At 61.6% G+C, this 26,773-nt stretch carries 25 protein-coding genes; 6 read left to right on the forward strand and 19 right to left on the reverse strand.

The window, feature by feature from the left end:
• Positions 1-118 precede the first annotated feature (118 nt).
• Positions 119-1,360 (reverse strand): ABC transporter substrate-binding protein, encoded by a 1,242-nt coding sequence (locus H4I99_RS19930; RefSeq protein ID WP_163898597.1) that lies wholly within the window; start codon positions 1,358-1,360, stop codon positions 119-121.
• A 323-nt stretch (positions 1,361-1,683) separates the two neighbouring features.
• On the opposite strand from H4I99_RS19930, the gene H4I99_RS19935 reads away from it, so the two are divergent.
• On the forward strand, positions 1,684-2,736 hold the full coding sequence (locus H4I99_RS19935) for a LacI family transcriptional regulator (protein WP_246225542.1): 1,053 nt from the start codon (positions 1,684-1,686) through the stop codon (positions 2,734-2,736).
• Positions 2,737-2,794: 58 nt separating this feature from the next.
• Here the strand turns inward: H4I99_RS19935 and H4I99_RS19940 are convergent, their stop codons facing one another.
• The 5 genes from H4I99_RS19940 to H4I99_RS19960 are packed head-to-tail and all read right to left on the reverse strand — an operon-like array spanning position 2,795 to position 8,740.
• The gene (locus H4I99_RS19940; RefSeq protein ID WP_163898600.1) at positions 2,795-4,303 is read right to left on the reverse strand and encodes an aldehyde dehydrogenase family protein; all 1,509 of its coding nucleotides are present in this window, start codon (positions 4,301-4,303) and stop codon (positions 2,795-2,797) included.
• Positions 4,303-5,076, reverse strand: a complete 774-nt coding sequence (locus H4I99_RS19945) for an enoyl-CoA hydratase/isomerase family protein (protein WP_163898602.1) — start codon at positions 5,074-5,076, stop codon at positions 4,303-4,305. The genes H4I99_RS19940 and H4I99_RS19945 overlap by 1 nt, the downstream gene beginning before the upstream one ends.
• Positions 5,069-6,682 (reverse strand): acyl CoA:acetate/3-ketoacid CoA transferase, encoded by a 1,614-nt coding sequence (locus H4I99_RS19950; RefSeq protein ID WP_163898605.1) that lies wholly within the window; start codon positions 6,680-6,682, stop codon positions 5,069-5,071. Before H4I99_RS19950 ends, H4I99_RS19945 begins: the two co-directional genes overlap by 8 nt.
• Before the next feature lie 10 nt (positions 6,683-6,692).
• Positions 6,693-7,697 carry a Gfo/Idh/MocA family protein gene (locus tag H4I99_RS19955; RefSeq protein WP_163898608.1) on the reverse strand — a complete coding sequence of 335 codons (1,005 nt, stop codon included), beginning with the start codon at positions 7,695-7,697 and terminating at the stop codon, positions 6,693-6,695.
• Positions 7,694-8,740 (reverse strand): LacI family DNA-binding transcriptional regulator, encoded by a 1,047-nt coding sequence (locus H4I99_RS19960; RefSeq protein ID WP_163898611.1) that lies wholly within the window; start codon positions 8,738-8,740, stop codon positions 7,694-7,696. The genes H4I99_RS19955 and H4I99_RS19960 overlap by 4 nt, the downstream gene beginning before the upstream one ends.
• A 247-nt stretch (positions 8,741-8,987) precedes the next feature.
• Here H4I99_RS19960 and H4I99_RS19965 point away from each other — a divergent pair, with 247 nt between their 5' ends.
• Entirely contained in the window at positions 8,988-10,154 is a 1,167-nt protein-coding gene (locus H4I99_RS19965) for a dihydrodipicolinate synthase family protein (protein WP_163898614.1), read from the forward strand.
• 52 nt (positions 10,155-10,206) lie between these two features.
• On the opposite strand, the gene H4I99_RS19970 is transcribed toward H4I99_RS19965, so the two are convergent.
• The 5 genes from H4I99_RS19970 to H4I99_RS19990 form a co-directional block, all read right to left on the reverse strand.
• Positions 10,207-10,959: an ABC transporter ATP-binding protein gene (locus tag H4I99_RS19970; RefSeq protein WP_163898616.1), complete on the reverse strand. Its 753-nt coding sequence runs from the start codon at positions 10,957-10,959 to the stop codon at positions 10,207-10,209.
• Positions 10,956-11,765, reverse strand: a complete 810-nt coding sequence (locus H4I99_RS19975; protein ID WP_163898619.1) for an ATP-binding cassette domain-containing protein — start codon at positions 11,763-11,765, stop codon at positions 10,956-10,958. The genes H4I99_RS19970 and H4I99_RS19975 overlap by 4 nt, the downstream gene beginning before the upstream one ends.
• Positions 11,762-12,556, reverse strand: coding sequence for an ABC transporter permease (locus tag H4I99_RS19980; protein WP_244625206.1), 795 nt, complete (start codon positions 12,554-12,556; stop codon positions 11,762-11,764). Before H4I99_RS19980 ends, H4I99_RS19975 begins: the two co-directional genes overlap by 4 nt.
• A 65-nt stretch (positions 12,557-12,621) precedes the next feature.
• Positions 12,622-13,596: an ABC transporter permease gene (locus tag H4I99_RS19985; protein ID WP_342345171.1), complete on the reverse strand. Its 975-nt coding sequence runs from the start codon at positions 13,594-13,596 to the stop codon at positions 12,622-12,624.
• Between the two features lie 196 nt (positions 13,597-13,792).
• On the reverse strand, positions 13,793-15,319 hold the full coding sequence (locus tag H4I99_RS19990) for an ABC transporter substrate-binding protein (protein WP_163898626.1): 1,527 nt from the start codon (positions 15,317-15,319) through the stop codon (positions 13,793-13,795).
• A gap of 253 nt (positions 15,320-15,572) precedes the next feature.
• Here H4I99_RS19990 and H4I99_RS19995 point away from each other — a divergent pair, with 253 nt between their 5' ends.
• Positions 15,573-16,799 carry a M24 family metallopeptidase gene (locus H4I99_RS19995; RefSeq protein WP_163898629.1) on the forward strand — a complete coding sequence of 409 codons (1,227 nt, stop codon included), beginning with the start codon at positions 15,573-15,575 and terminating at the stop codon, positions 16,797-16,799.
• 77 nt (positions 16,800-16,876) lie between these two features.
• Here the strand turns inward: H4I99_RS19995 and pcaF are convergent, their stop codons facing one another.
• From pcaF to H4I99_RS20010, 3 genes are read right to left on the reverse strand one after another with little or no spacing between them, the layout of a single operon-like run.
• Positions 16,877-18,082, reverse strand: a complete 1,206-nt coding sequence (gene pcaF, locus H4I99_RS20000; RefSeq protein ID WP_163898631.1) for a 3-oxoadipyl-CoA thiolase — start codon at positions 18,080-18,082, stop codon at positions 16,877-16,879.
• A gap of 1 nt (position 18,083) precedes the next feature.
• Positions 18,084-18,755, reverse strand: coding sequence for a 3-oxoacid CoA-transferase subunit B (locus H4I99_RS20005; protein WP_163898634.1), 672 nt, complete (start codon positions 18,753-18,755; stop codon positions 18,084-18,086).
• Positions 18,752-19,474, reverse strand: coding sequence for a 3-oxoacid CoA-transferase subunit A (locus tag H4I99_RS20010; RefSeq protein WP_163898637.1), 723 nt, complete (start codon positions 19,472-19,474; stop codon positions 18,752-18,754). The genes H4I99_RS20005 and H4I99_RS20010 overlap by 4 nt, the downstream gene beginning before the upstream one ends.
• A gap of 134 nt (positions 19,475-19,608) precedes the next feature.
• On the opposite strand from H4I99_RS20010, the gene H4I99_RS20015 reads away from it, so the two are divergent.
• Positions 19,609-20,364, forward strand: coding sequence for an IclR family transcriptional regulator (locus H4I99_RS20015; RefSeq protein ID WP_342345172.1), 756 nt, complete (start codon positions 19,609-19,611; stop codon positions 20,362-20,364).
• A 99-nt stretch (positions 20,365-20,463) separates the two neighbouring features.
• Positions 20,464-21,159, forward strand: a complete 696-nt coding sequence (locus H4I99_RS20020; RefSeq protein ID WP_163898643.1) for a VIT1/CCC1 transporter family protein — start codon at positions 20,464-20,466, stop codon at positions 21,157-21,159.
• 80 nt (positions 21,160-21,239) lie between these two features.
• Here the strand turns inward: H4I99_RS20020 and H4I99_RS20025 are convergent, their stop codons facing one another.
• Positions 21,240-22,304 carry a glycoside hydrolase family 25 protein gene (locus H4I99_RS20025; RefSeq protein ID WP_163898646.1) on the reverse strand — a complete coding sequence of 355 codons (1,065 nt, stop codon included), beginning with the start codon at positions 22,302-22,304 and terminating at the stop codon, positions 21,240-21,242.
• A gap of 312 nt (positions 22,305-22,616) precedes the next feature.
• Here H4I99_RS20025 and H4I99_RS20030 point away from each other — a divergent pair, with 312 nt between their 5' ends.
• Positions 22,617-23,780, forward strand: coding sequence for a serine hydrolase domain-containing protein (locus tag H4I99_RS20030; protein ID WP_163898649.1), 1,164 nt, complete (start codon positions 22,617-22,619; stop codon positions 23,778-23,780).
• Positions 23,781-23,889: 109 nt separating this feature from the next.
• Here H4I99_RS20030 and H4I99_RS20035 read toward each other — a convergent pair whose 3' ends face one another.
• The 4 genes from H4I99_RS20035 to minC form a co-directional block, all read right to left on the reverse strand.
• Positions 23,890-24,423 (reverse strand): DUF992 domain-containing protein, encoded by a 534-nt coding sequence (locus H4I99_RS20035; RefSeq protein ID WP_163898652.1) that lies wholly within the window; start codon positions 24,421-24,423, stop codon positions 23,890-23,892.
• A 391-nt stretch (positions 24,424-24,814) separates the two neighbouring features.
• On the reverse strand, positions 24,815-25,075 hold the full coding sequence (gene minE / locus H4I99_RS20040) for a cell division topological specificity factor MinE (RefSeq protein ID WP_099061278.1): 261 nt from the start codon (positions 25,073-25,075) through the stop codon (positions 24,815-24,817).
• Positions 25,072-25,887: a septum site-determining protein MinD gene (gene minD, locus H4I99_RS20045; RefSeq protein ID WP_163898655.1), complete on the reverse strand. Its 816-nt coding sequence runs from the start codon at positions 25,885-25,887 to the stop codon at positions 25,072-25,074. Before minD ends, minE begins: the two co-directional genes overlap by 4 nt.
• Before the next feature lie 30 nt (positions 25,888-25,917).
• Positions 25,918-26,670: a septum site-determining protein MinC gene (minC, locus tag H4I99_RS20050; RefSeq protein WP_163898657.1), complete on the reverse strand. Its 753-nt coding sequence runs from the start codon at positions 26,668-26,670 to the stop codon at positions 25,918-25,920.
• Positions 26,671-26,773: the final 103 nt, after the last annotated feature.

The following is a 26,773-nucleotide window of genomic DNA, read 5'->3' on the forward strand; positions in this document are numbered from 1 at the left end:
CTCGAGGCCCAGCCCCTAGGGGCTCTCGTACCTCTCAGGCGAGGAGCGGGGCAGGGCCGGAGCCCTTGGCAAACTCTCTCCCCGGAGACCGGGGAGAGAGGCCGGGAGATATCCCGGCTTACTTTGCGCCTTCGACGGCGGAGACGAGTTCCTTCACGGCATCTTCTGAAGAAAGCTCACCGTTGAACTGCCGCGTCACCACGTCATAGATCGCGTTCTTGACGGCGGCCGGGTTGGCATGGCCATGGGCCATGGAACCATAGAGGCGACCGTTCTTGTCTGCGTCGGCAAGGTCGGCGATCGCCTTCTTGCCGCAAGCGTCGAATGCCGTATCCGGAACATCCGTACGGGCCGGGGCTGAGCCTTTGACCACGTTGAAGGCCGACTGGAAGGTCGGGCTCTCGATTGCCGAGGCCATAGCGAGCTGGGCCGGAACCTTGTCGGCGGCAACCTTGAACATGGCGAACTGGTCGGAGTTGAAGGTCACGGCGCCCTGGGTTCCCGGGAAGCGCATGCAGACGAAATCTTCGCCGGGCTTCTTGCCGGCCTTGATGAATTCGCCCTTCGCCCAGTCGCCCATGAACTGAACGCCGGCCTTGCCTTCGATGACCATGGAGGACGCAAGGTTCCAGTCACGGCCGGAGAAGTTGTCGTCCACATAGGAGCGCAGCTTCGTCATGCGGTCGAATGCTTCCTTCATCTTGTCGGAACCCAGCGTTTCCGGGTCGAGATCGATGAAGGCCTTCTTGTAGAAGTCGTCGCCGAGAGACAGCACCACGCCATCGAAGATGGTCGCATCCTGCCAGGGCTGGCCGCCATGCGCGACGGGCGTGATGCCCTGTTCCTTGAACTTGCCGAGCAGCGCGATCAGTTCGTCCCAGTTTGCCGGTTCCTTGCCGCCAGCCTTGTCGAGAGCGGCCTTGTTGATCCACAGCCAGTTGGTCGAATGAACGTTGACCGGCGCAGCGATCCAGTGACCGTCATACTTCGAGAACTTCTGCAGCGCAGCCGGGATCACCTTGTCCCAGCCTTCCTTGGAAGCGGTCTCGTCAAGATTGCCGAGCGCGCCTTCCTTGGCCCAGTCGAGAATGTCGAAGCCGAGCATCTGCACGGCGGTCGGCGCATTGCCGGCCGTAACACGGGCACGCAGCACGGTCATCGCCTCGGTGCCGCCACCGCCGGCAACCGGCATGTCGGTCCAGGTGATGCCCTTGGATTCCAGATCCTTCTTGAGAACGTCGAGGGCGGCAGCCTCGCCGCCCGAAGTCCACCAATGCAGCACTTCAACGTTTTCGGCGGCCTGGGCAATCCCGGCCATCATCGTCAATGCCACTGCAGTCGTCGTCAGAAACTTGCGCATCGTAATCCTCCCGTTTGCAAGTTCAAATGCGGATGTTCCGCCGGTACCCGCCTTGCTCCTCGCCTGCGGGCTATCCCATGGACGTCCTTCTCGCCCACCAATTTGAAACGTTATAAATTCTTGTGAGTCAATAGTCCTTTCAGCAACTCCACCACTCCCGATGATTATTTGCGCGATGCAACAAAACAAGGGAAATCAAGGCCAACATGCCGCACACGACTTTTCGCCATCGGAAATTTGTAACGTTTCACTTTCCGATTGAACGGAACAGCTCCGCGGAGTAGGCTCCAACCTCCGAATATAGAGATACCAGCGCCAAGATCGTGCCGAAGACCGATACCCAGACGAGCCAGGAAGGGCGAAGACGCAAGTCCGCAAAGCCGACGCTGCGAACCATTGCAGAGCTGACCGGACTCGCCGTAACCACCGTCTCCCGAGCGCTCGCCGATGACCCTCTGATCAACATTGATACGCGCCGCCGCATCCATCAGGCCGCTGCGGATGTCGGCTATATGCCTGACCGTGCGGCCCAGAGGCTGAAGACCGGCCGGACGAATGTCGTAGGCGTCCTGCTCGATCCCCATGAGGAGATCCTCGGCTTCGGCACCTCGCTGATGCTGGGCCTGACGCAGGCCCTTGCCGGCACACCCTATCATCTGATCGTCATGCCGAGCTTCGTGAAGTCGTCGAATGTTGAAGCCGTCGACTACATCATCCGTAACAATCTGGCGGACGGGCTGATCTTCACCCGCACAGAGCCGCTCGACCCTCGCGTCCGGCTGTTGATCGAAAAGGACTTCCCCTTCGTCACCCATGGGCGCAGCGAATTCTCGACACCCCATCCCTATGTTGATTTCGATAGTTTCGCCTTTGCCTACGAAGCCGCCCGTCGGCTTCTGGCCAAGGGAAGGTCGCGGCTTACCATCATCCTGCCGCCGCGCAACCTGACCTTCAGCCAGCACATGCGCCACGGCTTCATGACCGCCATTCGCGAGGCCGGCGCATCCTTCGAGATCTCCGAGGATCTCGACCTCGATTCTCCGGCCGGAGCGATCCGCAACCACTTCCGCGAAAGGGCGGGGCTCAACGATCCGCCGGACGGGCTGATCTGTCCCGGCGAAGTCTCCGCCCTTGCAGCCCTTGCCGGTCTCGGCGAGGCCGGCCTGACGCTCGGCCGGGAGTTCGACATGGTGGCGAAGCAGACCTCCCGCCTGCTCAGCGACATCCAGCCCGGCATAGAGACCATCTACGAAGACCTGACCGCAGCCGGTGAACAACTCGGCAAGCTGCTGTTGCGACGCATCGGAGGCGAGGCGGCCAACACGCTGCAAATCCTGCAGCCGCCGCAGCCGAGCTTCGGAACCACCGCAGACTGAGCTGCCGCCATCCCGTCGCATTCTCCGATGTTGGGGCCAGGGCTTCATCATCACGGCCTCAGCGCGGCATCCACCAGCCGGTGCGAGCACCGACATGCATGTTGAGCGTCTTGCTTTCGGTATAATCTTCCACCGCATGACGGCCGAGCTCGCGGCCAAGCCCGGACTGCTTGTAGCCTCCGAAGGGCAGCTCCGACGCTCCGTCCATGAAGGTATTCATCCAGATGGTGCCCGCCCGCACTTTGCGGCCGATCGTCAGGCAGGTGTCGAAATCGCGGCTCCAGACGCCGGCTGACAGGCCGTAGTCGACAGCATTGGCAATCTCGATCGCCTCCTCGACGGTTTCGAATGTCAGAACGGAAAGGACCGGCCCGAAGACTTCCTCGCGAGCGACGGCCATGGACGGCGTTACCTCGGAGAGGATGGTCGGCGACATGAACTGGCCAACGCCAAAGTCAAGCGCTTCGCCACCATGAGCGACCTTCGCACCACCGCTTTTCGCGCCCGAAACATATCCGGCGATTTTTTCCATGTGCTGCGGCGTGATGATCGCGCCGACCTGTGTCGTCGGATCGAGTGGGTCGCCCACACGCACTTTCTTCGCCAGTTCGGCGATACGGTCAATCGCATCGCTGGCTATGCTCTTATGCAGAATGAGGCGCGAGCCGGCATTGCAGCATTCGCCGGCGTTGAAATAGGCGCCGAACACAGCGGCATCGATAAAGGCGTCGAGATCGGCGTCCGGGAAGACGATCTGCGGGTTCTTGCCACCGAGTTCCAGCGATACTTTCTTCAGGGTCTGGGCGGCATTGGCCATGGTCAGCTTGCCGACACCGGTGGAGCCGGTGAAAGACACCATGTCCACTTCGGGATGGGTCGTCAGGACCGCGCCGACTTCAGGGCCTGTTCCCGTGATGATGTTGACCACACCGGCCGGAACACCGGCTTCAGCCAGAATTTCACCCAGCACCAGCGTCGAGCCCGAAGTCAGTTCCGACGGCTTGACCACCGTCGTGCAGCCGGCAGCCAGTGCGAAGGGGAGCTTCTGGCCGACGATCAGGAAGGGGAAATTCCACGGCGTGATAATGGAGACGACGCCGATGGCTTCCCGCAGCACGACGCCAAGCGTCCCGTCGCCAAGCGTGTTGTAACTTTCGCCATGCAGATCGCGCGCAAGCGCTGCGGCATAGCGCCAGATATCGACGGCGCCGGCGATTTCACCACGCACCTGCGTGATCGGCTTGCCGGCCTCAATGGCATCCAGATAGGCGATCTCTTCCAGCCGGGCGGCGATCAGACCGGCAGCCTTCAGAAGAATGGCGGAACGCTCGGATGCCGTCATGCGCGGCCAGGGACCCTTGTCGAAGGCACGACGGGCGGCGGCAATGGCCTTCTCCGCATCGGCCTTGGTGCCAGACTGAAAACGGCTGACGACAACGCCATGGCTCGGCGCGGTGCGTTCGATTGTGCCGCCATCGGCGGAAGACACCCACGCACCATCGACCAGCATCCTGAAATCACGGACATTGAGGTCGGGAAGCGCCTTCGGGCTCACCAGAATTGTCATCACCACTCTCCCTTGAATACGGCGGGGCGCTTTTCGCCGAATGCGGCGACGCCCTCTTTCAGATCTGCAGTCTTGGCAATGAGGATCGAGCCAAGAGCCTCCACGGCAGAACCGTCGTCTTCTCCATTGGCGACGGCGATCATCAACTTCGCCACCTCCAGCGCGGCCGGCCCGCGCTGCGCGACACGCTCGGCATAGCTCTTCGCAGCATCGAGCACGGTGCCCGTGTCCACCACGGCATCGACAACGCCGAGCGACTGCGCCTCTTCCGCGCTGAACATCTCGCCGCCCAGCACCATTCGCCTGACGACCTGAGCGCCAAACCGATGCACCAGCCGCTGCGTGCCGGACCATCCCGGCACCATGCCAAGGCTCGTTTCCGGCAGGCCGATCTTCACCTGCCGTTCGGCAATCCTGATATCTGCAACGCCGGCAAGCTCGAGCCCGCCACCCAGCGCATGACCGTTGATGGCAGCAATCAGCGGCACTCTAAGTGTTGCCAGACGCTCGAAAACACGGTGGCCGAAGCGAACCCAGGCATGGCCGAATTCATTGGCCGTCATGCCGCTCCATGCCTTGATGTCTCCGCCGGCGGAAAAGGCCTTGCCGTCGCCGGTGAGGATAGCCACCCGGATGCGGGCATCCGCCTCCACCGTGTCGCAAACCGCCGACAACGCTTTCAGCATGTCGATATCCAGCGCGTTTAGCTTTTCGGGGCGGGAAACGGTGAGGATCGCGACAGCACCTTCAACGTCGATACGAACCTCAGCCATGAAAAACGCCCTCCAGAACCCGCTCCGGCTTTGTTGGCAGTGAGAGGCCGATCGGCGCTTCGGCGAAGAGAGCCGCGTCCATCACCTTCAGATCATCCGCAACGATCAACGGGAATTCCGACTGGTCGAGAATGTGGGCCTGAAGATCGACACCCGGCGCAATCTCCGTCACCACGATACCGGCGAGCGTCAATTTCATCACGCAACGCTCGGTGACATAGGTGATGTCTTGCCCCTGCTCGATGGCTCGCTTGCCGGAGAAGGTCACATGCTCCACCTCATTGACGAGCTTGCGGAGCTTGCCTTCCTTCTCAATAATCAGCCGGCCGCCTTCCATGCCAAGCCTGGCGCCGGCATTGAACATGCCGGAGAAGACGATCTTCCGCGCCCGAGCCGTGATATCGACAAAACCGCCGGCCCCCGCCGTCACATGCGGCCGGAACGCGAGCTTCGACACATTGACCGAACCGTCGCGACCGATTTCCAGGAAGGACAGCAACGAAGCATCGAAGCCAGCCCCCTGAAAATAGGTGAACTGATAGGGAGACGGCATGAAGGCGTCGGCATTCGAGGCGCAGCCGAAAGCAAAGTCGAGAAGCGGTACGCCACCGACGGCACCCTGTTCTATAGCCCAGGTAACGGAGCCGTGCAGACCTTCTTCCAGCAGGACGCGCGGCACGTTTGCCGAGATACCAAAGCCGAGATTGACCACGCTGCCCGCCTGTAGTTCCTGCGCCACACGGCGGGCAATCACCTTCTGGATATTGAATTCCGGCACCCGGAAACTGTCCAGCGGGCGGAAGATCTCGCCCGAGATCGCAGGATCGTAAAGCGTCTGGGTCGTCTGCTTCTGGTCGGGATCGACCACGACATAATCGACCAGCATGCCCGGCACCCGGACATCATGGGGCTTCAGGGAACCTTCCTTGGTGATCCGCTTGACCTGCGCGATGACGATGCCGCCATTGTTGCGAGCGGCGAGCGCCTGATCGAGACCACCGAGATAGGCGCCCTCGTGTTCATAGGTAAGATTGCCGCGCTCGTCGGCGGTCGTTGCCCTGATGATTGCGACCTTCGGCACGATGGCCGGAAAATAAAGCCATTCCTCGCCTTCGAACGGCAGCTTTTTCACCACCGGCTCGCGGCTTGCGGCCTCGTTCATGGCGCAGCCCTGACGCGCGGGATCGACGAAGGTTTCGAGGCCCACCTTGGTCAGGACGCCGGGCCGTTTCGCAGCGGCTTCGCGATGCATGTCGAACAAAATGCCCGAGGGAATGTTGTAGGCCGGAATTTCGTTGTTGGTGATCATTTGCCAGATCAACGGCGGCTCTGCCGTCGACGGACCGGAGGGATAGGATCCACCGATGATCCGGGCGAGCAGGCCCTTGCGGGCAATATGATCGACACCCTTGATGCCGCTCATGTCGCCCGCCGCTATCGGATGCAAAGTGGTGACCTCACGCGGGTGGCCGGTCGCCTCGAAACGCTCGCCGATGGCCTTCAGCATGAGATCAGGACACCCGAGACCGCTCGACGAGGAAACGGTGACGATGGCGCCATCGGGGATCAGGGCAGCGGCTTCCGCCGGAGTAATATGCTTGCTCATGGACGTGAACTCAAAATCCCGTTTCGACCTTGACCGCGTGGCCGGCCTTCGCCGCCTCGACGACAGCGAGCCCCGTAGCCAGCGACCAGATGCCATCCTCGGCCGTCGCCGACGGCTTGCCTCCACCGGCTACTGCGGCATGGAAAGCCTCGAGCGCCGTCTCATAGAGATTGCGCTGATCGAGAGGCAGCTCGTGCTCTCCGGCCGCGTCGCGCAAAACGACGGTACCCACCGGCTTCTGGGTCATCACATTGCGGGCGATCAGCGAGCCCTCGGTGCCATGCACCTCGAAACCGGTTTCCGCGAACTTCGTAGTGAACCCGTCATGGAACTGGGCAATGAGCCCGGACTCGAAACGCATGACGCCCATCACGGCGTCCTCCAGACCTGCCTTGCCCATGCCGCCGGCCTGCGAAAAGGCGATCACCTCGACCGGATTTTCACCGAGCACGAAACGAAGTGTATCGGCATCGTGCACGGTGATATCGAGGATCACCCCGCCGCCGGCTTGCGGCTTGTCCAGTCGCCAACCCTGCAGGTGCGGCGGCAGATAGACCGCATGAAAAACGCGTGCGGAAAGCGGCTTGCCGATCCGGCCATCGGCAATCGCCTGATGCATGGCCTTGTGGCTGGCTGCATTGCGCAGATGATGATTGGTAGCGAGGATCACGCCTGCATCGTCTGCGGCCTTTGCCATGGCGTGCGCATCCTCCAGCGAAAGAGCCAGCGGCTTTTCGCAGAGAACATGCTTGCCGGCTCTGGCGGCCGCGATCGCCTGTGGCGCATGAAGCTCGTTGGTGGTGGAGATATAGACGGCATCGACCGAGGCATCGACCAGAAGTTCATCGACGCTGGTAACGGCCTTGGGAATACCGTTTTCCGCCGCGTAAGCCTGCCCACGCTCGGTATTCGTACTCATGACCGAGACGACTTCACCTCCGGCCGCGCGGACCGCCCCGATCACCCACTCACGGGCGATCGTGCTTGCGCCGATCAATCCCCATCGCACTGTCATGCCATCTTCCTCCCGAATATTCCCTGTCCGGCACCGCAGCTCTCCCTGACCACCAGGCGCACGGCGCCCGTGATCGCTTCGGCATCCGCCTTGTCCGCATTGATCTGCTTCAGCAAAAGCTGGGCGGCGCGCCGGCCCATGCCCTGCGGATCGACCGCAATCGTCGTCAGCGCCGGCACTGCCGTCTGCGCCTCGATCACATCGTCGAAACCGACGACGGCGAAGTCGCGGCCGGGCTCCAGCCCCCGCGCCCGAAGGCCGTCGCAGACACCGAAGGCAGCCGCATCATTGAAGCAGACCGCACCCGTCGGCTTTTCCGCAAGCAGCATCGCCCGGCCGATCGCCTCCACGCCGCCGGCCCGCGACGGCGCGGAAGGCACGACCAGATCCTCGCTGAATTCCAGACCAGCAGCAGCCATGGCCGCACGATAGCCTTCAAGGCGTTCGGCAAAGACGACGGTATCGGCAAAGCCCCCGATAAAGGCGATGCGACGGTGTCCGAGCGAAACCAGATGCTCGACCGCGGCCACCGTTCCCGCCCGGTTGTCGGACACGAGAGACGACACCTTGGCGCCCGGCACATTGCGCACCACGAGCACAACCGGAATGCCGGCGGACACCAGCGGCTTGAGATCCTTCGCCGTCGTTCCGCGCGCCGGCGAGACGATCAGACCCGACACCCCATGCTCGCGCATCGAGGCAATCACCTCGCTCTGCCGGTCGATGCTTTCTCCGGTATTGGCAAGAAACTGCACGAAGCCGGCCGACTGCACGACCATGTCGACCCCCACCGCAAGCTCGGCAAAGAAGCTGTTGGTCAGATCATTGACGACAACGCCGATGATCTTCGACTTGGCGTTCGACTGGCGCAGGTTGGCCGCACCGCGGTTATAGACGTATCCAAGGTCCCGCATTGCGGCGTTGACCCTGGCTCGGGTCGCCTCACCGACAAGGGGAGAGCCCTGCAGGACAAGCGATACCGTCGACTTCGACACGCCGGCCGCTTCCGCGATATCGACGACGGTGACCCGTCCTTTGCTCATCCGATTTCCTCCCGGGACTTTCGTCCGCTGTTGCTGCCAGATAATTGGAACGTTCCAAATTTGTCAAGCACCGGCCAACAGAATCTCCACAGACGGTCCTTTCACCTCTGAAAACAAAGAAATCTTTCTAATTTTCCCGTGAAACACGCGCCTCAGAGCCATTCAAACAATAGCAAGTGCCCGAAAAATCTTCTTGAATTTTGGAACGTTCCAAACTATTCAGCAAAAACTTCAGAGGAGGATGGAGATGACTGAGAGCCTGAAACTGCCCGATGAAGGCGGAACCGTTCGCGAGTATCAGCTGGTCGGGACACCGATTACCCGCCCTTCCTCGCCGCCGGTTTTCAATCGCATTGCCTATGCGGCGGCTCATGTCGTATCCGATCCGTTCCGTGACGCAGATCCCTGGAACCGGCCTCAGGTCGACTGGGAAACCACAATGGCTTTCCGCCACCACCTGTGGAGCCTCGGCTTCAGGATAGCGGAGGCGATGGATACCTCGCAGCGCGGCATGGGCCTCGACTGGGTCGGAGCGCAGGAACTCATCCGCCGCTCGCTCGCCGAGGCACGGTCGGTGAAGGGTGCCGATCTCGCTTGCGGCGCTGGCACTGACCAGCTCACAGCCGCCGACACCCGCTCACTCGACGATGTCATCGCCGCCTATGAGGAACAGATCGGCTTCATCGAAAAGCACGGTGGCCACGCCATCATGATGGCGAGCCGCGCATTGGCACGCGTTACCAGATCGCCGGAAGATTATGCTCACGTCTACGGACGTATCCTGTCCCAGACCAGGGACAAGGTCGTTCTCCACTGGCTGGGCGAGATGTTCGATCCGCAGCTTGCCGGCTACTGGGGCTCACAGAGCTTCGAGGCCGCACTCGATTGCGTAATCGATATCATCGAGGCCAACAGGGACAAGGTCGAGGGCATCAAGATCTCGCTGCTGGACAACGCCAAGGAAATAGAGTTGCGCCGCCGCCTGCCGGAAGGCGTGCTGTGCTTCACCGGCGACGACTTCAACTATGCCGAACTGATCGAGGGAGACGGCACGCGCTACAGCCATGCGCTGCTCGGCATCTTCGACGCCGTCGCACCCTCCGCCTCAAAGGCGCTTGCGGCTCTCGCAGGCGGCGATACGGCAACCTTCCGTGCGGTGATCGAGCCAACCGTTCCCCTCTCCCGCAAGATCTTCGAAAGCCCGACCCAATATTACAAGGCAGGCGTGGTTTTCCTTGCCTGGCTGAACGGCCACCAATCGCATTTCAGCTTGCCGGCCGGCATGCAGTCGGCACGCGGCATCCTGCACTATGCCGATATCTTCCGGCTGGCCGACCGCGCGAATGTGCTCGACAAGCCGGAGCTTGCGGCAAGACGCATGAAGAGCCTGCTCGGCGTTTACGGCATCGAGTGAGGCCCGACGGGCCTCTCTCACCGTTTTCGATCATGCCTGAACGGAAAAAAGCTCAGTCGTATTCCGGAAAGCGCGGCGTGCTGGCCAGCAGTTTCCGCGTATAGGCGTTCTGCGGATTCGCGAGGATTTCCCGCATCGGGCCGCTTTCCACGATCCGGCCCCGCTCGAGAATGACCAGTTCCTCGCAGAGCAGTGCGACGAGGCTGATATCGTGAGACACCAGCACCAGCGTCACGGTATTCGACAGCTCCTTCAGGAGCTCGACAATCCGCACGCGGGTTGAAAGATCGAGTGCGCTGACGACCTCGTCCGCAAGGATGATTTCCGGCCGGGAAACGATCGCCCGGGCGATCGCGATGCGCTGGCGCTGTCCGCCGGAAAATTCATGCGGATAACGAGATGCCGCATCGGCGGGCAATCCGACGGAGGCCAGCGCCTCGGCAACCGCCTGCTTCGGATCGAGACCCGTTTTCAGCGACCAGATCGGCTCGGCGATGATATCGAAAACCGACTGACGCGGATCGAGCGAGGAGTAAGGGTCCTGAAAAACCGCCTGCATCGAACGCCGGAAATCCCGCATGAACCCGCGGTTTGCAAGATCGACCGCCCTGCCCTTCAGTGCGATCTCGCCGGCGACAGGGCTCGCCAGCCCCAGCAGCAGGCGCAGCATGGTCGTCTTGCCGGAACCGGATTCACCGACAATGCCGAGATTGCGGCCAGCCTCGAGCTTGAGGCTCACATCGTCAAGCACGCGCTGTCCGCGCCCATAGCCGAAAGTGACGTTCTTCATTTCAAGCAAGGTCATAGCGCATTCCTGAGAGCCTGGTCGAAGGAGCGCGCGGCAGCGAGAAGGCCTTGCGTATAGGCATGCCGCGGACGACGGAAGACTTCCCCAACCGGTCCCTGCTCGACGAGCCTGCCCTGCTGCAGCACCACGACACGCTCGGCCGCCATTGCGACGACCGGCAGGTCATGGCTGATGAAAAGCAGCGCCATGCCGCTTTCCTGGACAAGGCCTTCCAGCAGCTTCAGGATTTCCGCCTGTGTCGTCACGTCGAGCGCGGTCGTCGGCTCGTCGGCGATCAGGAGCGCCGGCCGGCAGGCAAGCGCCATGGCGATGGCCGCGCGCTGGCGCTGACCGCCGGAAATCTCATGCGGCCAGGAGTTTGCGATGCGCGCCGGATCCGGCAGAAGCACACGTTCCAAGAGCCCGATCACCTCGCCGTCGATAAAAGAGCGGTCCAAGCTCAAACCATCGCGGCGACGGCGGCGGCGCACCACTTCCGTCACCTGCCGCCCGATTTTCATCAGAGGATCGAGCGCGGTTAACGGCTCCTGAAAGACAGTTGCGGCGACATTTCCCCGAAGCGGAACGAGTTCGCGGTCAGACGCGCCGACAATCTGTCTGTCACCGAGGCGAACCGAACCGTCAGCAGACATGCCGTCCGCGAGAAGACCAATGGAGGCGAGCGCCGTCAGCGACTTGCCCGAACCGGATTCGCCAATCAGACCAACGCGCTCGCCCGCCGCAACGGAGAACGACACATCCGAGACCAGCACGCGCCCACCTGCCCTGATCGTCAGGTTTTCGACCTTGAGGATATCGCTCATCGGCGTCTCCTGCGGGTTGGATCGCCGAAATCGCGCAGACCATCCGCGAGCAAGTTGAGGCCGATGACCAGCGAGACCAGCGCAATGCCCGGAGCGACCGCGCCGAAGGGCGCCGTGTAAACCGTCCCCTGTGCTTCCTGCAAAAGACGCCCCCAGGACGAATTCGGCGGCGGCGCGCCAAGGCCGAGATAGGAAAGCGAGGCTTCCGCGATGACGGCGAGACCGAATTGCAGCGCCAGATTGACGATCAGCGTTGGCCAGATGTTCGGCAGAACATGAATGAAGACGATGGCCAGCCACGAGGTCCCCGAAACGCGCGAAGCGGTAATGTAGTCCATGGCCAGCACGCGCTTGGCAAGGATACGGGTCAGCCGGGCAATGATGGCAGAGCTGGCGATACCGATAGCGAGGATCGCGGTCCAGAGGCTCGCCCCGTCGCTCGAAGCGACGATCAGCATGGCAACGAGCAGGGTTGGGAATGCGATCAGGATATCGAAGGTGGCGGCAAAGACATCATCGAGGGTTCTCGTCGCAAAGGCGGAAATCACCCCGATCGTCACACCGATCAGCGCGCCGATGGCAACGGCGCCCGCACCGACCACCAGCGCGATGCGCGAACCGATCATGATCTGGGTCATCAGATCACGGCCGAGCCGGTCCGTTCCCGCCCAGTGCAGAAGTGACGGCGCTTCGAGGCGCCCGCCGACCATGCCTGTCGGATCGTAGGGCGTCCAGAACAGGCTGACGAGCCCGAGAAGGACGTGAAGCCCGACAACGAAGCCGCCAAGCATGAAGCTCGGCGAAGACCTGAACCGTTCCTGAGGGGGAGAGACCGGCAATTCCGGATTGTCGACCGTCATGCCTTTGCCCCCGTCGCGCGGCTGCGCAGCCGCGGATCGATCAGACGCTGCGCGATATCGGCAGCGAAGCCGACAAGGAGCACGAGAAGCGTGGAGATGAACAATACGCCCTGCACATTCGGATAATCCCGCTGCTCGATACCAAGCAGCAGCATCGAGCCGAGCCCCGGCAGCGAAAAGACGCGCTCGACCACGACCGCGCCGAGAAGGGTAGAGGCGAGTTCTATGCCAAGGATCGAGATTACCGGCACCGCGCCGTTGCGGATACCGTGACGGATCAGCGCCTCAGAGAAACCGGAACCGAGCGCCCGCGCCGTCCTGAGATAGTCGCTGCCCAGCACATCCTGCGTGGCCGAGCGCACGTAGCGGATCAGCGACGAAGACATCACCAGGGCGATGGTAATCACCGGCAGCACAAGCGCATGAAACGCCGCCGGCGCATTCGTCCAGCCGCGCGACGGAAAGCCGCCGGAGGGAAAGAGCCTCAGATTGACCGCAAAGACGGCAACGAGAAGTATCCCGATCCAGAACACTGGCACGGCAATGCCGAGCTGCGACACGACCGAGAGCAGGATGCCATACCAGCGATCCTGCTTGACCGCAGCGATAATGCCCAGCGGCAGGGCGATCACGATGGCCAGAATGAAGGCAAGCAGCGTGAGCGGGACAGTGACCGTGAGCCGCTTGCCGATCTCCGCCAGCACGGGTGCACCGCTGATAAACGAGTTGCCGAAATCGAAGCGCGCAAGGCTCGATACGAACCGGACGAACTGTTCCGAAACGGGCAGGTCGGAACCGACCTGCTGGCGCGCAGCCTCGATCTGCTCGGGATCCGCACCAACGGAAACCAGCGCATTCGCGGGATCGCCAGGAAGCAGGCGCAGCAGCAGGAACAGAACGGCCGCGGCGATCAGGACCGACAGGACGAGGATCACTGACCGGCGTATGAGATAGACAAGAATGGTCGCCACCTTTCCTAGAGCATTTCCGGCGAAAACGGTTGCGCCCTCAATGCTCTATCTCTCTGTTTTCACTCAACTCCGGACACAAAACCGGTTCCCGCTTTTGCTGGAATTGCTCTAGACGCAAAATGCCGCCCGAAAATAGTTCGGGCGGCGCTGACTGTCGAGCACGCCGCAGGGCGATGCCCGCGGCTTGAACAGTTTGCTATTCGGCGGCCTTCTGGATGCCGTAAGCGAAGAACTGCGAGTTGAGGCCGTTCACCGGATAGCCGGTTACTGTCTTCTTCGAAACCACGATCTGCGGATAGAGATAGAGCCAGTTGCTGGCGGCATCCTCGGCGATCACCGTGTTGACTTCCTTGAGCTTCGCGGTCTGCTCGTCGGTGGTGGCGCTCGCTTCGGCTTGCTTGATCAGGTCGACGACCTTCGGGTTATTGTAGCCCCAGTAGAAGTCCGGATTGCCGTAGAAGACGATATCGCGGTGGTTCACATGCTCCTGCAAGGTCGCCTGGAAATCGTGAGCCTTGTAGACCTTGGTGTACCATTCGTTGGCCGTGATGACGTTGATGTTCACCTTCACGCCGACCTTGGCAAGTTCGGTTTGCAGGAACTGCGCGACGATGGGATGCGGATCGTAGTTCGGCGTGTCGAGCGTGAAGGTGAAGCCATCAGGATAACCGGCTTCCGCCAGCAGCGCCTTGGCGCTGCCCACGTCATAGGCGTCGACATTGGTGAGGTCGACATACCAAGGGTCGGTCGGCGGCACGAAGGAGCCGATGACCATGCCATAATCACCCCAGATGGCGTTGAGGAGCTTCTTCTTGTCGACGGCGCGGGCCAGAGCCTTGCGCACCTTGACGTTGTCGAAGGGCTTCACCCGATCGTTATAGGCAAGCAGCAGCTTGGTGGTGGACTGGCCTTCGGCCACGGTGAACTCCGGATTGTCCTTGAACTGGGCAAGCGAATCCGGGCTCTGGACGGAGGTGACGATATCGACCGAACCGGTCAGCAGCGCATTGTTGAGCGCAGTCGCCTCGGTGAAATACTGGTAGACGACTTCGCCATTGCTCGGCTTCGTACCCCAATAGCCGTCGAAACGCTGGAGCGAGATGGAGGAACCGCGACGCCATTCCTCGAGCTTGTAGGGACCCGTGCCGTCTTCAGAAGACTGCAGGTCCTTGGCGGCGTCGTTGACCACCCAGACATAGCTCAGATTGTAGGGCAGCGAGATGGAGCGAGCAGAGAGCTTCACGACGACCGTCTGGTCGTCGGGCGTCTCGACAGCGCTGATGGTCTTGAGGCTGTTCTTGCGCGAGCTCTTGGATTCGGCCGCCGTGACGCGCTCGATCGAGAACTTGACGTCTTTTGCTGTGAGCGGTTCGCCGGAATGGAAGGTGACGCCGGGTTGGAGGGTGAAGGTATAGGTCAGACCGTCATCGCTGACCTTGAAGTCCTTAGCCAGAACCGGCTCAACCGCGCCGGCATCGCTCAGGCGGAAAAGCGCTTCGTAGACGTTGCCGTTGAAGGCTTCGTTGATGCCCTGCCCCGCGCCGGCGGTGTTGTCGAGGTTCTGCGGCTCGTAGAGAGAACCGATGTTGACGGTCGCATCGGCATCGAAGTCCGCAGCCACAAGCGGCGTTGCGAACGAAAGGGCGACGAGTGCGGCCGCAGCCGTCGTCGCGCGCCATTCGGACAGGAACCCCTGCCTGTTTTTATTGGCAAAACCGCTCATGGATGTGCTCCTCGTATCGTCAGTGTTTTTGGTCGTTGATCTCGATTGGAGTTATACCCTACCAGACTTGTGGGGTATTGGATCCTTCGCCTGATTTGTCGTTGCGGAGGAAAATGCTCACAGGCAATTCCACCGCATGAAGAGAATTATTTTCCACGCCGATGAAAAGCTATCGCGGCGCCCGCAAAGTTCAAGTACGCCAACGGCAACGGATCCTACCCAAGAAGCATCGGAAAACTGAAAGGCGGAGGACATGAGCGACCTGGACCGAGTTCGCGCGCAACGTTTGATGGGGGCAGCCGGCATCGACGCTCTCGTCTTTTTCCAGCCGGAAGCCTTCCGCTATGCGATCGGGGCCTATGCCGGCGTGGCCACGATGTGGGGGCGGGCAGGCTCGGCAATCGCAGTCGTTCCGTCTGATACCGCCGCCTCGCTGGCCGCCGTCATCAGCGATCATGCCTCAGCCGGCGTGGCGAGCCTGCGCCAATCCGTGGATATCCGCACGCACCGCATATGGATCGACGGCGTCGCCCTGACCGGACAGGAAACCATTGCCGATATCGACGCAGCCTATCGCCGGATGGAAAACACTGGACCACGACCGGAGACCTTCGATCAGGAGGCATGCTTCCGCCTGCTTGCCGATATTCTCGTCGAGCGCGGACTGGACAAAGCCGTGCTGGGGGCCGATTTTTCCTTCCTCCCTGCCGCAGACTTCGAAAGGCTGAAGAAGGCCCTCCCCCATGTCACATGGAAAGACGCCTCGGATATTCTGCTGAGGTTGAGGGCGATCAAGAATCCGCAGGAAATCGAGCGCCTGCGCCGGGCTGCACGCGCGGCCGAAGCCGGCCTGCGATCCCTGGCATCGGGGGTAAAGCCTGATGCTTCCCTACGCGAACTATCCGCCGCATGGCTCCAAGGCGCTCGCGAAGAGGCTGCAGCCGGAGGCTTCGGGCTCTCGGGACATTGGGATTACATTTCGGTCGGTCCCGACCTCACGGACGGCAGCGCCACGGTAAAACCCGGTTCGCTGATCAAGGCGGATGTCGGAACGTTGGTCGAGGGCTATTCTTCCGACGGCGCGCGGACCTTCGTGCTCGGGCAACCGGCCAGCCTTGCCACGGAACTTCATGCCATCCTGCATGAAGCCTTTCTTGTGGGCCTCGAACAAATCCGGCCCGGCCGCCGTTTCGGGGATGTCCACGCCGCGATGCTCGCCCGGTTCAGGAAGAACGGGCTCAACGAATATTATCGCGGACACTTCGGCCATTCGGTCGGCGGCAATGCCGGCATCGAGGAATGGCCCTTTTTTTCAAACGGCAATGGCGAGGTGATCGAACAGAACATGGTCGTCGCCCTTGAAACGCCGTTCTATGCGCAGGGCTTCGGCGCGCTGATGATCGAGGATCAGTTTCTCGTGACGGAAACCGGCACCGAATGCATGAACAGCCTGCCACGCGATATCATCCGCATTGACTGACCCCGCCCCCCGGGCAACGGACATGACAAAGGCCGGCGCGTTATCGCGCCGGCCTTTGCTTTTTTCCGAAGAACCGATCAGACGCGTTCAAGCGCGACCGCGATACCCTGGCCGACGCCGATGCACATGGTGGACAGCGAGTAGCGACCGCCATTGAGCGACAGTTCCAGCGCCGCGGTGCCGGTGATGCGGGCACCCGACATGCCGAGCGGATGGCCGAGCGCGATCGCACCGCCGTTCCGGTTCACCCGCGGATCGTCGTCGGCGATGCCCAGCAGACGCAACGTCGCGAGACCCTGGCTGGCGAAGGCTTCGTTCAGTTCGATCACGTCGAACTGGTCCTGCGTCATGCCGAGCCGCGTCATAAGCTTTTGCGAGGCAGGAGCGGGACCGATACCCATGACACGCGGGGGAACGCCGGCCGCGGCGCCACCGAGGACCCGGGCAATCGGGGTAAGTCCATACTTCTTCACAGCAGCCTCTGAAGCGATGATCAGCGCCGCCGCACCATCGTTGACGCCCGAGGCGTTGCCGGCCGTCACGGTTCCGCCTTCCTTACGGAAGGGCGTTCCGAGCTTCGCCAGCGTCTCGATGGTCGTTGCGCGGGGATGCTCGTCCTTCTCGACGACAATCGGATCGCCTTTACGCTGCGGAATGGTGACCGGCACGATTTCCTTCGCCAGACGCCCGTTGGCCTGAGCTTCAGCGGCCTTGGCCTGAGAGCGAACGGCAAATGCGTCCTGATCCTCACGGCTCACCTTGAAGTCCTCGGCAACATTCTCGCCGGTCTCCGGCATGCTGTCGACGCCGTACTGTTTCTTCATCAGCGGGTTGACGAAGCGCCAGCCGATGGTGGTGTCGTGGATTTCTGCATGACGGGAGAAGGCCGTCTCGGCCTTCGGCATGACGAAGGGAGCGCGGCTCATGCTTTCGACGCCGCCTGCGATCATCAGTTCCGCCTCGCCCGACCGGATGGCACGCGCCGCGGTGATGACGGCATCCATGCCGGAGCCGCAAAGACGATTGATCGTCGTGCCAGAAACGCTGACCGGCAGGCCGGCGAGCAGCAGCGACATGCGGGCAACGTTGCGGTTGTCTTCGCCCGCCTGGTTCGCGCAGCCGAAGATCACGTCATCGACAGCTTCGAAGTCGAGCCCCGGATGGCGCTCCAGAAGCGCCTTCAGGGGAACCGCGCCAAGATCATCGGCGCGGACGGAGGAGAGCGAACCGCCGAAGCGGCCGATCGGGGTGCGGATATAGTCGCAGATATAGGCTTCGGTCATGTCACAGCTCCGGTACGATCAGATCGCCGACAGGTCCCGGCACCACAAGTTCAGCGCCGGTCAGGGCCTGCAGCTCTTCGAGAGAGATCGACGGCAGCTTCTCGCGCAGGACGAAACGGCCGCCTTCGATATCGATCACGGCAAGGCTGGTATAGACGCGGGTCACGCAGCCGACGCCGGTCAGCGGCAGGGTGCAGCGGTCGAGCAGCTTGGGCTCGCCCTTCTTCGTAACATGCTCGGTGATAACAGCCACGCGCTTGGCGCCGTGTACGAGGTCCATCGCGCCGCCGACGGCCGGCACGCCGCCTGCGCCTATGCTCCAGTTTGCAAGGTCACCATTCTGGGCAACCTGATAGGCGCCGAGGATGGCAACGTCGAGATGCCCGCCGCGCACCATGGCGAAGCTGTCGGCATGATGGAAGAAGGCGGCACCCGGCTTCAGCGTCACGGCCTTCTTGCCGGCGTTGATAAGGTCCCAGTCTTCCTCGCCCTTGGCGGGGGATTCGCCGAAATCGAGGATGCCGTTTTCGGTGTGGAACACGGCCTGACGTCCCGGCGGCTGGTACTGGGCGACCATTTCCGGAAAGCCGATGCCGAGGTTCACATAGGAGCCGTCTTCGATATCCTGTGCTGCGCGCCAGGCGATCTGGGCGTTGGAAAGCTTGTCAGTCATGGGTAGCTCGCTCCCTCACGGTTCAGGACTTCTTCCTGCTGGGGATCGGACACTTCGACGACCGCCTGCACGAAGATACCGGGTGTGATGACGACTTCCGGATCGATCTCGCCGGGCTCCACGATCTTCGACACCTGCACGATGGTGGTGGCCGCGGCCATGCACATCAGCGGGTTAAAGTTGCGAGCCGCCTTGTTGTAGATCAGGTTGCCATGGGTATCGCCCACATGCGCCTTGACGATCGCAAAATCGGCCTTCAGCCAGCGCTCCTGCACGTAGGGACGACCGTCGAATTCCTCGATCTTCTTGCCATTGGCAAGTTCGGTGCCATAGGAGGTCGGCGTAAAGAAGGCCGGGATGCCCGCACCACCGGCGCGGATGCGCTCGGCCAGCGTGCCCTGCGGCACGAGTTCCAGCTCGATTTCACCGGCCTGATACTTTTCCGTGAACACGCGCGGATCGGCGGATCGGGGGAAGGAGCAGATCAGCTTGCTGACCATGCCCTGCTCGATCAGCGCCGCAAGGCCGACATGGCCGTTGCCGGCGTTGTTGTTCACAACGGTCAGGTTTTTCGGGTGTCCGGTCTGCACGAAACGGTCGATGAGCGCGTGGATCAGTTCGATCGGAGCGCCGGAACCACCGAAGCCGCCGATCATTACCGTCGCGCCATCGCCGATCTCGGCCACAGCCTCGGCCGGACTTGGGACTGTCTTGTCCATCGGGATCTCCTCTATCGCCGCAACGGACTGACGCCGCACGGCCAGCATCATGGATAGAAAATAGAGCCCTTCCCGGCAATGGATTTGTGCGATATGCTGCATTTGTTGACATATCGCACGGAACGATAATGCCCATTACCCAACGCGACACCATGGGCGGCCTTGCCAAGGGCCTCGCCGTCATCGAGACCTTCACCGCGGAGCATCCGCGCCAGAGCATTTCGGATGTCGCTGCCGCAAGTGGTCTCGACCGGGCGACCGCGCGGCGCTGCCTGCTCACGCTCGCCCACTTCGGCTACGCGGATTACGATGGAAAGTTCTTCACGCTGACGCCCAGAGTATTACGGCTCGGGACCGCCTGCCTCGCCACCATGCCGCTTCCGCAGATGGTTCAACCGCTCCTCGATACGCTTTCCGACGAACTTGGGGAAAGCTCCTCCGTATCCATCCTAGATGGTGACGAAATCGTCTATGTGGCGCGCGCCGCACAACGAAAGGTCATGTCGATCGCGCTTATGCCGGGATCGCGCCTTCCCGCCTTCTGCACCTCGATGGGCAGGATCCTGTTTTCCGCACTTCCTGAGGAAGAAATCCGCAAACGCCTAGCCCTTCATCCTCTTACAGCGCGCACGCCCATGACCGTGACTGATCCGGATATGCTCATGGAACGCATCCGCGCGGTGCGCGCCCAAGGTTATGCCCTTATCGATCAAGAAGTGGAACTCGGCCTGCGCTCGATCGCCGTGCCGGTGCTGACCGCACGCGGTATTACGGTCGCGGCACTCAACATCGGGCTTCCGGCAAGAGGCGAGGATGTTTCAGACCTTGCCGCGAGGTACCTGCCCAAGCTGCTTACAGTACAGGCGGAGTTGAAGAAAATGCTTAGATAGGCCCCGCTCGGCCTTGGTATGAGGGAGCTGGCCAACTGCACCACAACCTGCAATCATGCATTCAGCAATGCCGATTCAGAAAGCTGTGGGGAATAGATCGTGGGACGCCTGCACACAGAGAATCACCTTGTCGCACGTATCGGATGGCTCAGGGCCGCCGTCCTCGGAGCCAATGACGGGATCGTCTCGACCGCCAGCCTGATTGTTGGCGTCGCATCGGCTTCGACGGCCAGTTCGGAGATCCTGGTCGCCGGCATTGCCGGGCTCGTCGCCGGTGCGATGTCGATGGCTGCGGGAGAATATGTGTCCGTAAGCTCGCAATCGGACACGGAACAGGCTGACCTTGAACGGGAACGGCGGGAACTGGCGACCAGCCCTGAATCCGAACACGAGGAACTCGCCCAGATCTATGTTGCCCGGGGTGTCGAACTCGGGCTTGCGAGAACCGTAGCAAGTCAAATGATGGCGCACGACGCGCTGGCGGCTCACGCCAAGGATGAGCTCGGCATTTCGGAAATTACCAGCGCCCGTCCCATTCAGGCAGCGCTCACGTCGGCGGCAACATTCGCCACCGGCGCAGCACTGCCTATGCTCGTGACGTTGCTGTCGCCGGTCACGATGATCCCGATCTCGGTCTCGCTTGCCTCTCTGGTATTTCTCGCGCTGCTGGGAGCGATCGGCGCACGCGCGGGCGGCGCCAACATAGCCAAGGCAACAGCAAGGGTCACGTTCTGGGGCGCATTTGCCATGGCTCTGACCGCCGGCATCGGCGCCCTGGTGGGCACCGCCGTTTGACGGGCCTCCGCTACAACGGATAATTCCGCAGCATAAGATAACTGCATCCGCCCTGGTTCATTTCCTGAAGACTGGACACCTCAAGCGCCGTTGCGCGATGTCCAGCGATGCCATTCGTCTTCGCTGCCGTGGAAAGCGTTGAGGTCGATCTTGCCGGATACGCCCTGAGACAGGCCTGAACCCGAGTATTGCCAGAACATCCACTTGCGGCCGGGATAGCGCTTGGAAGGATGCGCCGCCACCGAACGCAGCCAGAAGGGATATTCCAGAAACTGGCCGTCCAGATGATCGTCGTAGAAATCGGGCGCGGTGTAGATGACCGGGCGCTTGCCATAGTGGCGTTCCAGCATGTCCATGAAGACCTGCATCTTCTCGCGCACCTTGGTCGACGAGAGACGACGTTTGCAACTCGATTCCGCATTGTATTCCACATCGATCACCGGCGGCAGCGCATCGGGATCGCGCGGCACGTTGCGGATGAACCACTCGGCCTGCTCGCCGGCGGTGCGACACCAGTAGAAGAAGTGATAGGCGCCGCGCTTCAGCCCGGCATCCTTTGCGCGCTTCCAGTTGGTGCGGAACATCGGGTCGAGATGATCGCCGCCGTCCGTCGCCTTGATGTAGGCAAAGTTCGCGCCCTGCGTACGCAGCTTGACCCAGTCGATATCGCCCTGCCAGCGGGAGACATCGACGCCGTGCACCGCATGCCTTCTCGGCGAGGCCTTGCCGAAGTTGATCGGCTTGGCATCGCGGAACTGATGGCTGTAGATCCGCGAACGTCCGCGCGGCGAGGGATCGAGTTGGGGAGCGGAGGGAACCAGCATGGCAACCGGTTTTTCGTTCGGCACGGGCATGCCGGCCGAAAGGGTTGCCGGTTGAAGCGCCTGCGGCTCCGGCACCTTACCAGCCCAGGCCAACATCGGCGACGACTGCGGCTCGATGACAGAGACCTGTTGCGGCGGCACGACCTGGACACTCGCCTGTCCAACCGGTGCGGCAGGAATAGGAGCTGAAGCCATGCTGACTGCGCTCGTGGTCTCCCGGGAGGGGGCGATGTTCAGCGCTTCCTCCGGACTGGACGTCGATCTGCATCCGGCAACAACGAGGCACCAGAATACGATCGAAGACAGGGTAGAAAGACGCATGGCACCAATACTCTACACAAACGGCGGGCGACTTCATTCCGCTCCGGCCGGGACCACTGACAGCATTTGCTAACAGAGTTTTACCGGCAAATGTTAAATGCAATCTTTACCGATTGCGGAGATGCACACGTTCCCGCCTCACGCCGAAACACTAAACCGTGAGAGTTTCGATGACGAAGGCCTGGGGATACGGTAACGCCGAACCGATGACACTTGGCGAATAGGAAGCAGGCGTCGCCGCGGCCTTTGCAGCAGACGGTCCAATTGATATTCACGTTCGCGAAATTGCGGATTTCCTCGACTGAGAGCACGATGACGAAAACGACAACGGAAATGCCCGAGGCGACGCTGGAGAACTGGCGGCGCCGTCCCTATAACGCCTGGGCCTTCAGCCACGTCGACCGGCTGGTCGCCACCCAGCCGATCCGGAACGGACAGAACAAGCACACCCTGCCACGCGCAGAACCACTGGACCTGTCCAAGATCTCGACGGACGGCAACAGAACCATCGACGCCGCTCTGGCAGACAGCTTTACCGACGGCTTCATGGTCCTGCATCGCGGCCAGATCATTGCCGAGCATTATGGCCCCACCTCCGACGCAGGAACCCGCCACATCGTCTTTTCCGTCAGCAAATCGCTGACCGGCAGCCTTGCAGGGGTATTGGTCGAGCGCGGCGAACTCGATGTCGACCAGCCGGCGACCCGCTACGTTCCAGAACTGGCCTCATCCGCTTATGGCGACTGCACGGTCCGCCATATCCTGGACATGACTGTATCAGTTCGTTTCATCGAGGATTATCTCGACCCGAAAGGCGATGTCGCCCGCTACCGCGTGGCCATGGACTGGGATCCGCCGAGGGCATTTGAATATGAGGGCGGCCTGCACAACTTCGTTGCAACCCTTCCCCATGATTCCGGTCCACATGGGGAGAAGTTCCACTACGTTTCGCCCAACTCAGACGTTCTCGGCTGGATCCTCGAGCGCGCCGGCGGCATGCCGATGGCGGAACTCCTGTCGCACCACATCTGGCAACCGATGGGGGCGGAGAACGACGCCTACATCACCGTTGACAGGCAGGGCGGCGCTAGAACCGCAGGCGGCATCTGCACCACGGTTGCGGATTTCGCGCGTTTCGGCGAATTGATGCGACTGAAAGGCCGCACTGATGGCCGGCAGGTCATTCCGGAAAGCTGGATAGACGACATCCTCAACGGCGGCGACCGGCAGGCTTGGGCTCGCGGCGATCTGACCGAACTCTTCGCCTCTGGCCGTTATCGCTCGAAATGGTACATTCCGGACGACGTGCCCGGCGAGTTCTGCGCCATCGGCATTCACGGTCAATGGATCTATGTCGATCAGGCCGCTGAAATGACCGCCGTCAAGCTTTCGTCTCAGCCGATTCCCGCCGACGACGATCTAGACCAGCAGACGCTGCAGATATTCCGCGCGCTGGGCAAGTATCTAAAGCGCTGATCATCGGAGATCCAGAATGCAGGAAGGCGCGCCGGATTGGCGCGCCTCCTTGTTTTATTGTCGACTTCCACAGTCACCGGCCATTGCCCGGCCGGTAGTAACTCCGTATTCAGCCTTCCGGCGTCAGCGTCACGGACGTTCCGGTTGCGGCAAGGTTCAAGCCCAACTGGCCCGTCACGCTGATCGTCTGCAGATGGATCGATCCCGAAGTGCCTCCGACGAGAACGTTGGCGCCGACGCCGGCAACGAGTGTCGCTTCCGCAGTCGCGCCCTGGTAGAGGCCGCCCAGCGAACCATGGTGATAGCCGGCGGTGGGGGCAAATACGGCCCATATGAGACGGCTGCGGGTCGTGAAGCCCACATCGACACCCATCTTGCGGACGACACCAGTGTAGCGGTCAAGCGGCTCGCCGCCGATAGCAGAGGTAAATACGCAATCGGCTTCCTTTGCGGATCCGAGAACATAACCGACACCACCACCAATTGAGCAATCGAGATAGCCGATCCGGACGCCGCCGCGACTATCCTGTTCCCTAAAATCCGGAACCGGTTCCTGACGGGAGATGGCATCGGCCGAAAAGGCAGCTTCGGCACCTACCAGAACTGGCAGTGCGGCAAGCGCCACGGCAAGAAACTTTTTCATCCCTGTACTCCTTTAAAGCTGTTGCGACCGCTGATGGGGATCAAGCGATCGACGGGACACAGTTACTTTTGGTCAACGCATATGGCGAAAGAATGGTCCGCTTCCGGCAAAGCGATCCGAACCATTCCCTTGACCTAAGCAAAACCCCCGCCGTTACAGCGCCTGCATCTCGCGAGATGAGGTGCAGGGCTCTTCCGAAATTCCGTGTTCTGCGTCAGCATGTAATTTCGAAGTGCCTGTGCAGGACCGAGCCCGCTCTCCCAATGGGAAAGAGTAATGCCGGGCGCCGGAACCATGTCACCAACATGAATCAGGCCGCCACCCGGAGGTCGACGGCCCGAATGAAAGCGACAGGTCTCAGCGGCCTGTCACATGATGAGGTCCTTAAAGCTCAGGCGGCCTGCATGGTCGTCTCGAGCGGGATTTCGACATCGATCTCCAGGATCGAATAATGCTCGTCGCGATCCATCTTCACCTGCACGCGATCGCTGTCGAGTTCCACATGCTTTGCGATGACCGCGAGGATTTCCTCGCGCAGCGTTGCCACGAGATCCGAGCCCGACGAGGCACGTTCATGGGCCAGGAGGACCTGCAGGCGCTCCCGCGCCATCGGAGCAGATCTCTGCCGGGTGAAAAGCCGAAAGATGCTCATGCTGCCCTCCGGGCGAAGATCTTGCCGAGTATTCCTCGCTTTTCTCCTGGAATGGTGATTGGCAGGGTTTCGCCGGCAAGGCGCCGTGCCGCGTCGAAATAGGCCATGGCCGGTGCGCTTCGGACATCGGCAAGCGTGACCGGCGCACCGATGTTGGAGGCACGCAGCACATCCATGCTTTCCGGGATGATGCCGAGCAGCGGAATGGACAGGATTTCCAGTACGTCATCCACCTTCAGCATGTCGCCACGTTCGGCGCGAGCGGGGTCGTAGCGGGTCAGCAGCAGGTGCTTTTCCATCCGTTCGCCGCGTTCGGCCTTGAGAGTCTTGGCGTCCAGAAGACCGATGATGCGGTCGCTGTCGCGGACGGAGGAGACTTCCGGGTTGGTGACCACGACGGCCACGTCGGCGTGCCGCATGGCAAGCGTCGCACCGCGCTCGATCCCGGCCGGGCTGTCACAGATGATCCAGTCGAAATAGCGCCGCAGTTCGTTGATGACCCACTCGACACCCTCGGGCGTCAGATTGTCCTTGTCCCGCGTCTGGGAGGCAGGCAGCAGGAACAATGTCTCAAGCCGCTTGTCGCGGATCAGAGCCTGTTGCAGCTTGGCGTCACCCTGGATGACGTTCACCAGATCGTAAACGACCCGGCGTTCTGCGCCCATGACGAGGTCGAGGTTGCGCAGTCCGACATCGAAGTCCACGACCACAACCTTTTCATTCCGCTGCGCGAGGGCGGCACCAAGCGCAGCAGTCGTGGTCGTTTTGCCGACCCCGCCCTTGCCTGAAGTGACGACGATTACCTTCCCCATCTTGCTCTCCTGTTTTCGGCCGGCATCGGCTCAGATAATTTTCGCTGCCATGATCGAATCGTCTTCGAGCCATAGCTGTACGGGTTGACCGCGAAGCGCGGCGGGCAGGTCCTCGGCCATCTTGTAGATGCCGTCGATAGCGACCAGTTCCGCTTCCAGCTTGCGGCAGAAAATGCGTGCTTCGGCGTTTCCAAGCGATCCCGCCATCGCGCGACCGCGCAACGCGCCGTAGATGTGAACCGACCCGCCGGCGATGACCTCGGCGCCCGAGGCGAGCGATCCGATGATGGTAACGTCACCTTCAGGGAAGATTACTGATTGGCCCGAGCGCACCGGCTCGCGGATCACCAGCGACTGCAGCACCGGGCGTACTTCCGGAACCAGCGTCGGCGCGGGTTTAGAGGCGTTCGCTTCCTGCTTCTCCTCCGGTTCGGCTGACGGTTCCGAGGGGGTGATTTCGAAATCGGAGGCCGGGCGGCCGCCCTTCAACGCCGGCGGCATTCCCGGCCCGATGGCAGAGGGACGAGCACCTTCGATACCCATGATGCTGACGTTGCGCGTGGCAAGCTCGGCGAGAAGGTCCTTGATCTGCGCCTTGTCGAGCGCCAGTTCGCTGACGTCGAGAACGACGGGTCGCGACAGGAAGAACCCTGCCGAACGCGCGGCAAGATCGTCGAGCCTTTCCAACCACTCATCCAGCGGCAGGTCCGGCGACAATACGACCGCCAGGAAAGAGCGACCTTTGATTCGGATCGAGCGGGCGTCTGTTAGCACTTTGGTCATCTACGTAAACAAATCGTTGACCTTAAGTACCTCTGGTATGGTTAACAAATGGTTAATATGGGAACTCGCCTGTCAACCTTTTCACACCGCACGCGGCGGTAAA

This window comes from Paenirhizobium daejeonense (genome assembly GCF_014280875.1).
GTDB lineage: Bacteria > Pseudomonadota > Alphaproteobacteria > Rhizobiales > Rhizobiaceae > Allorhizobium > Allorhizobium daejeonense.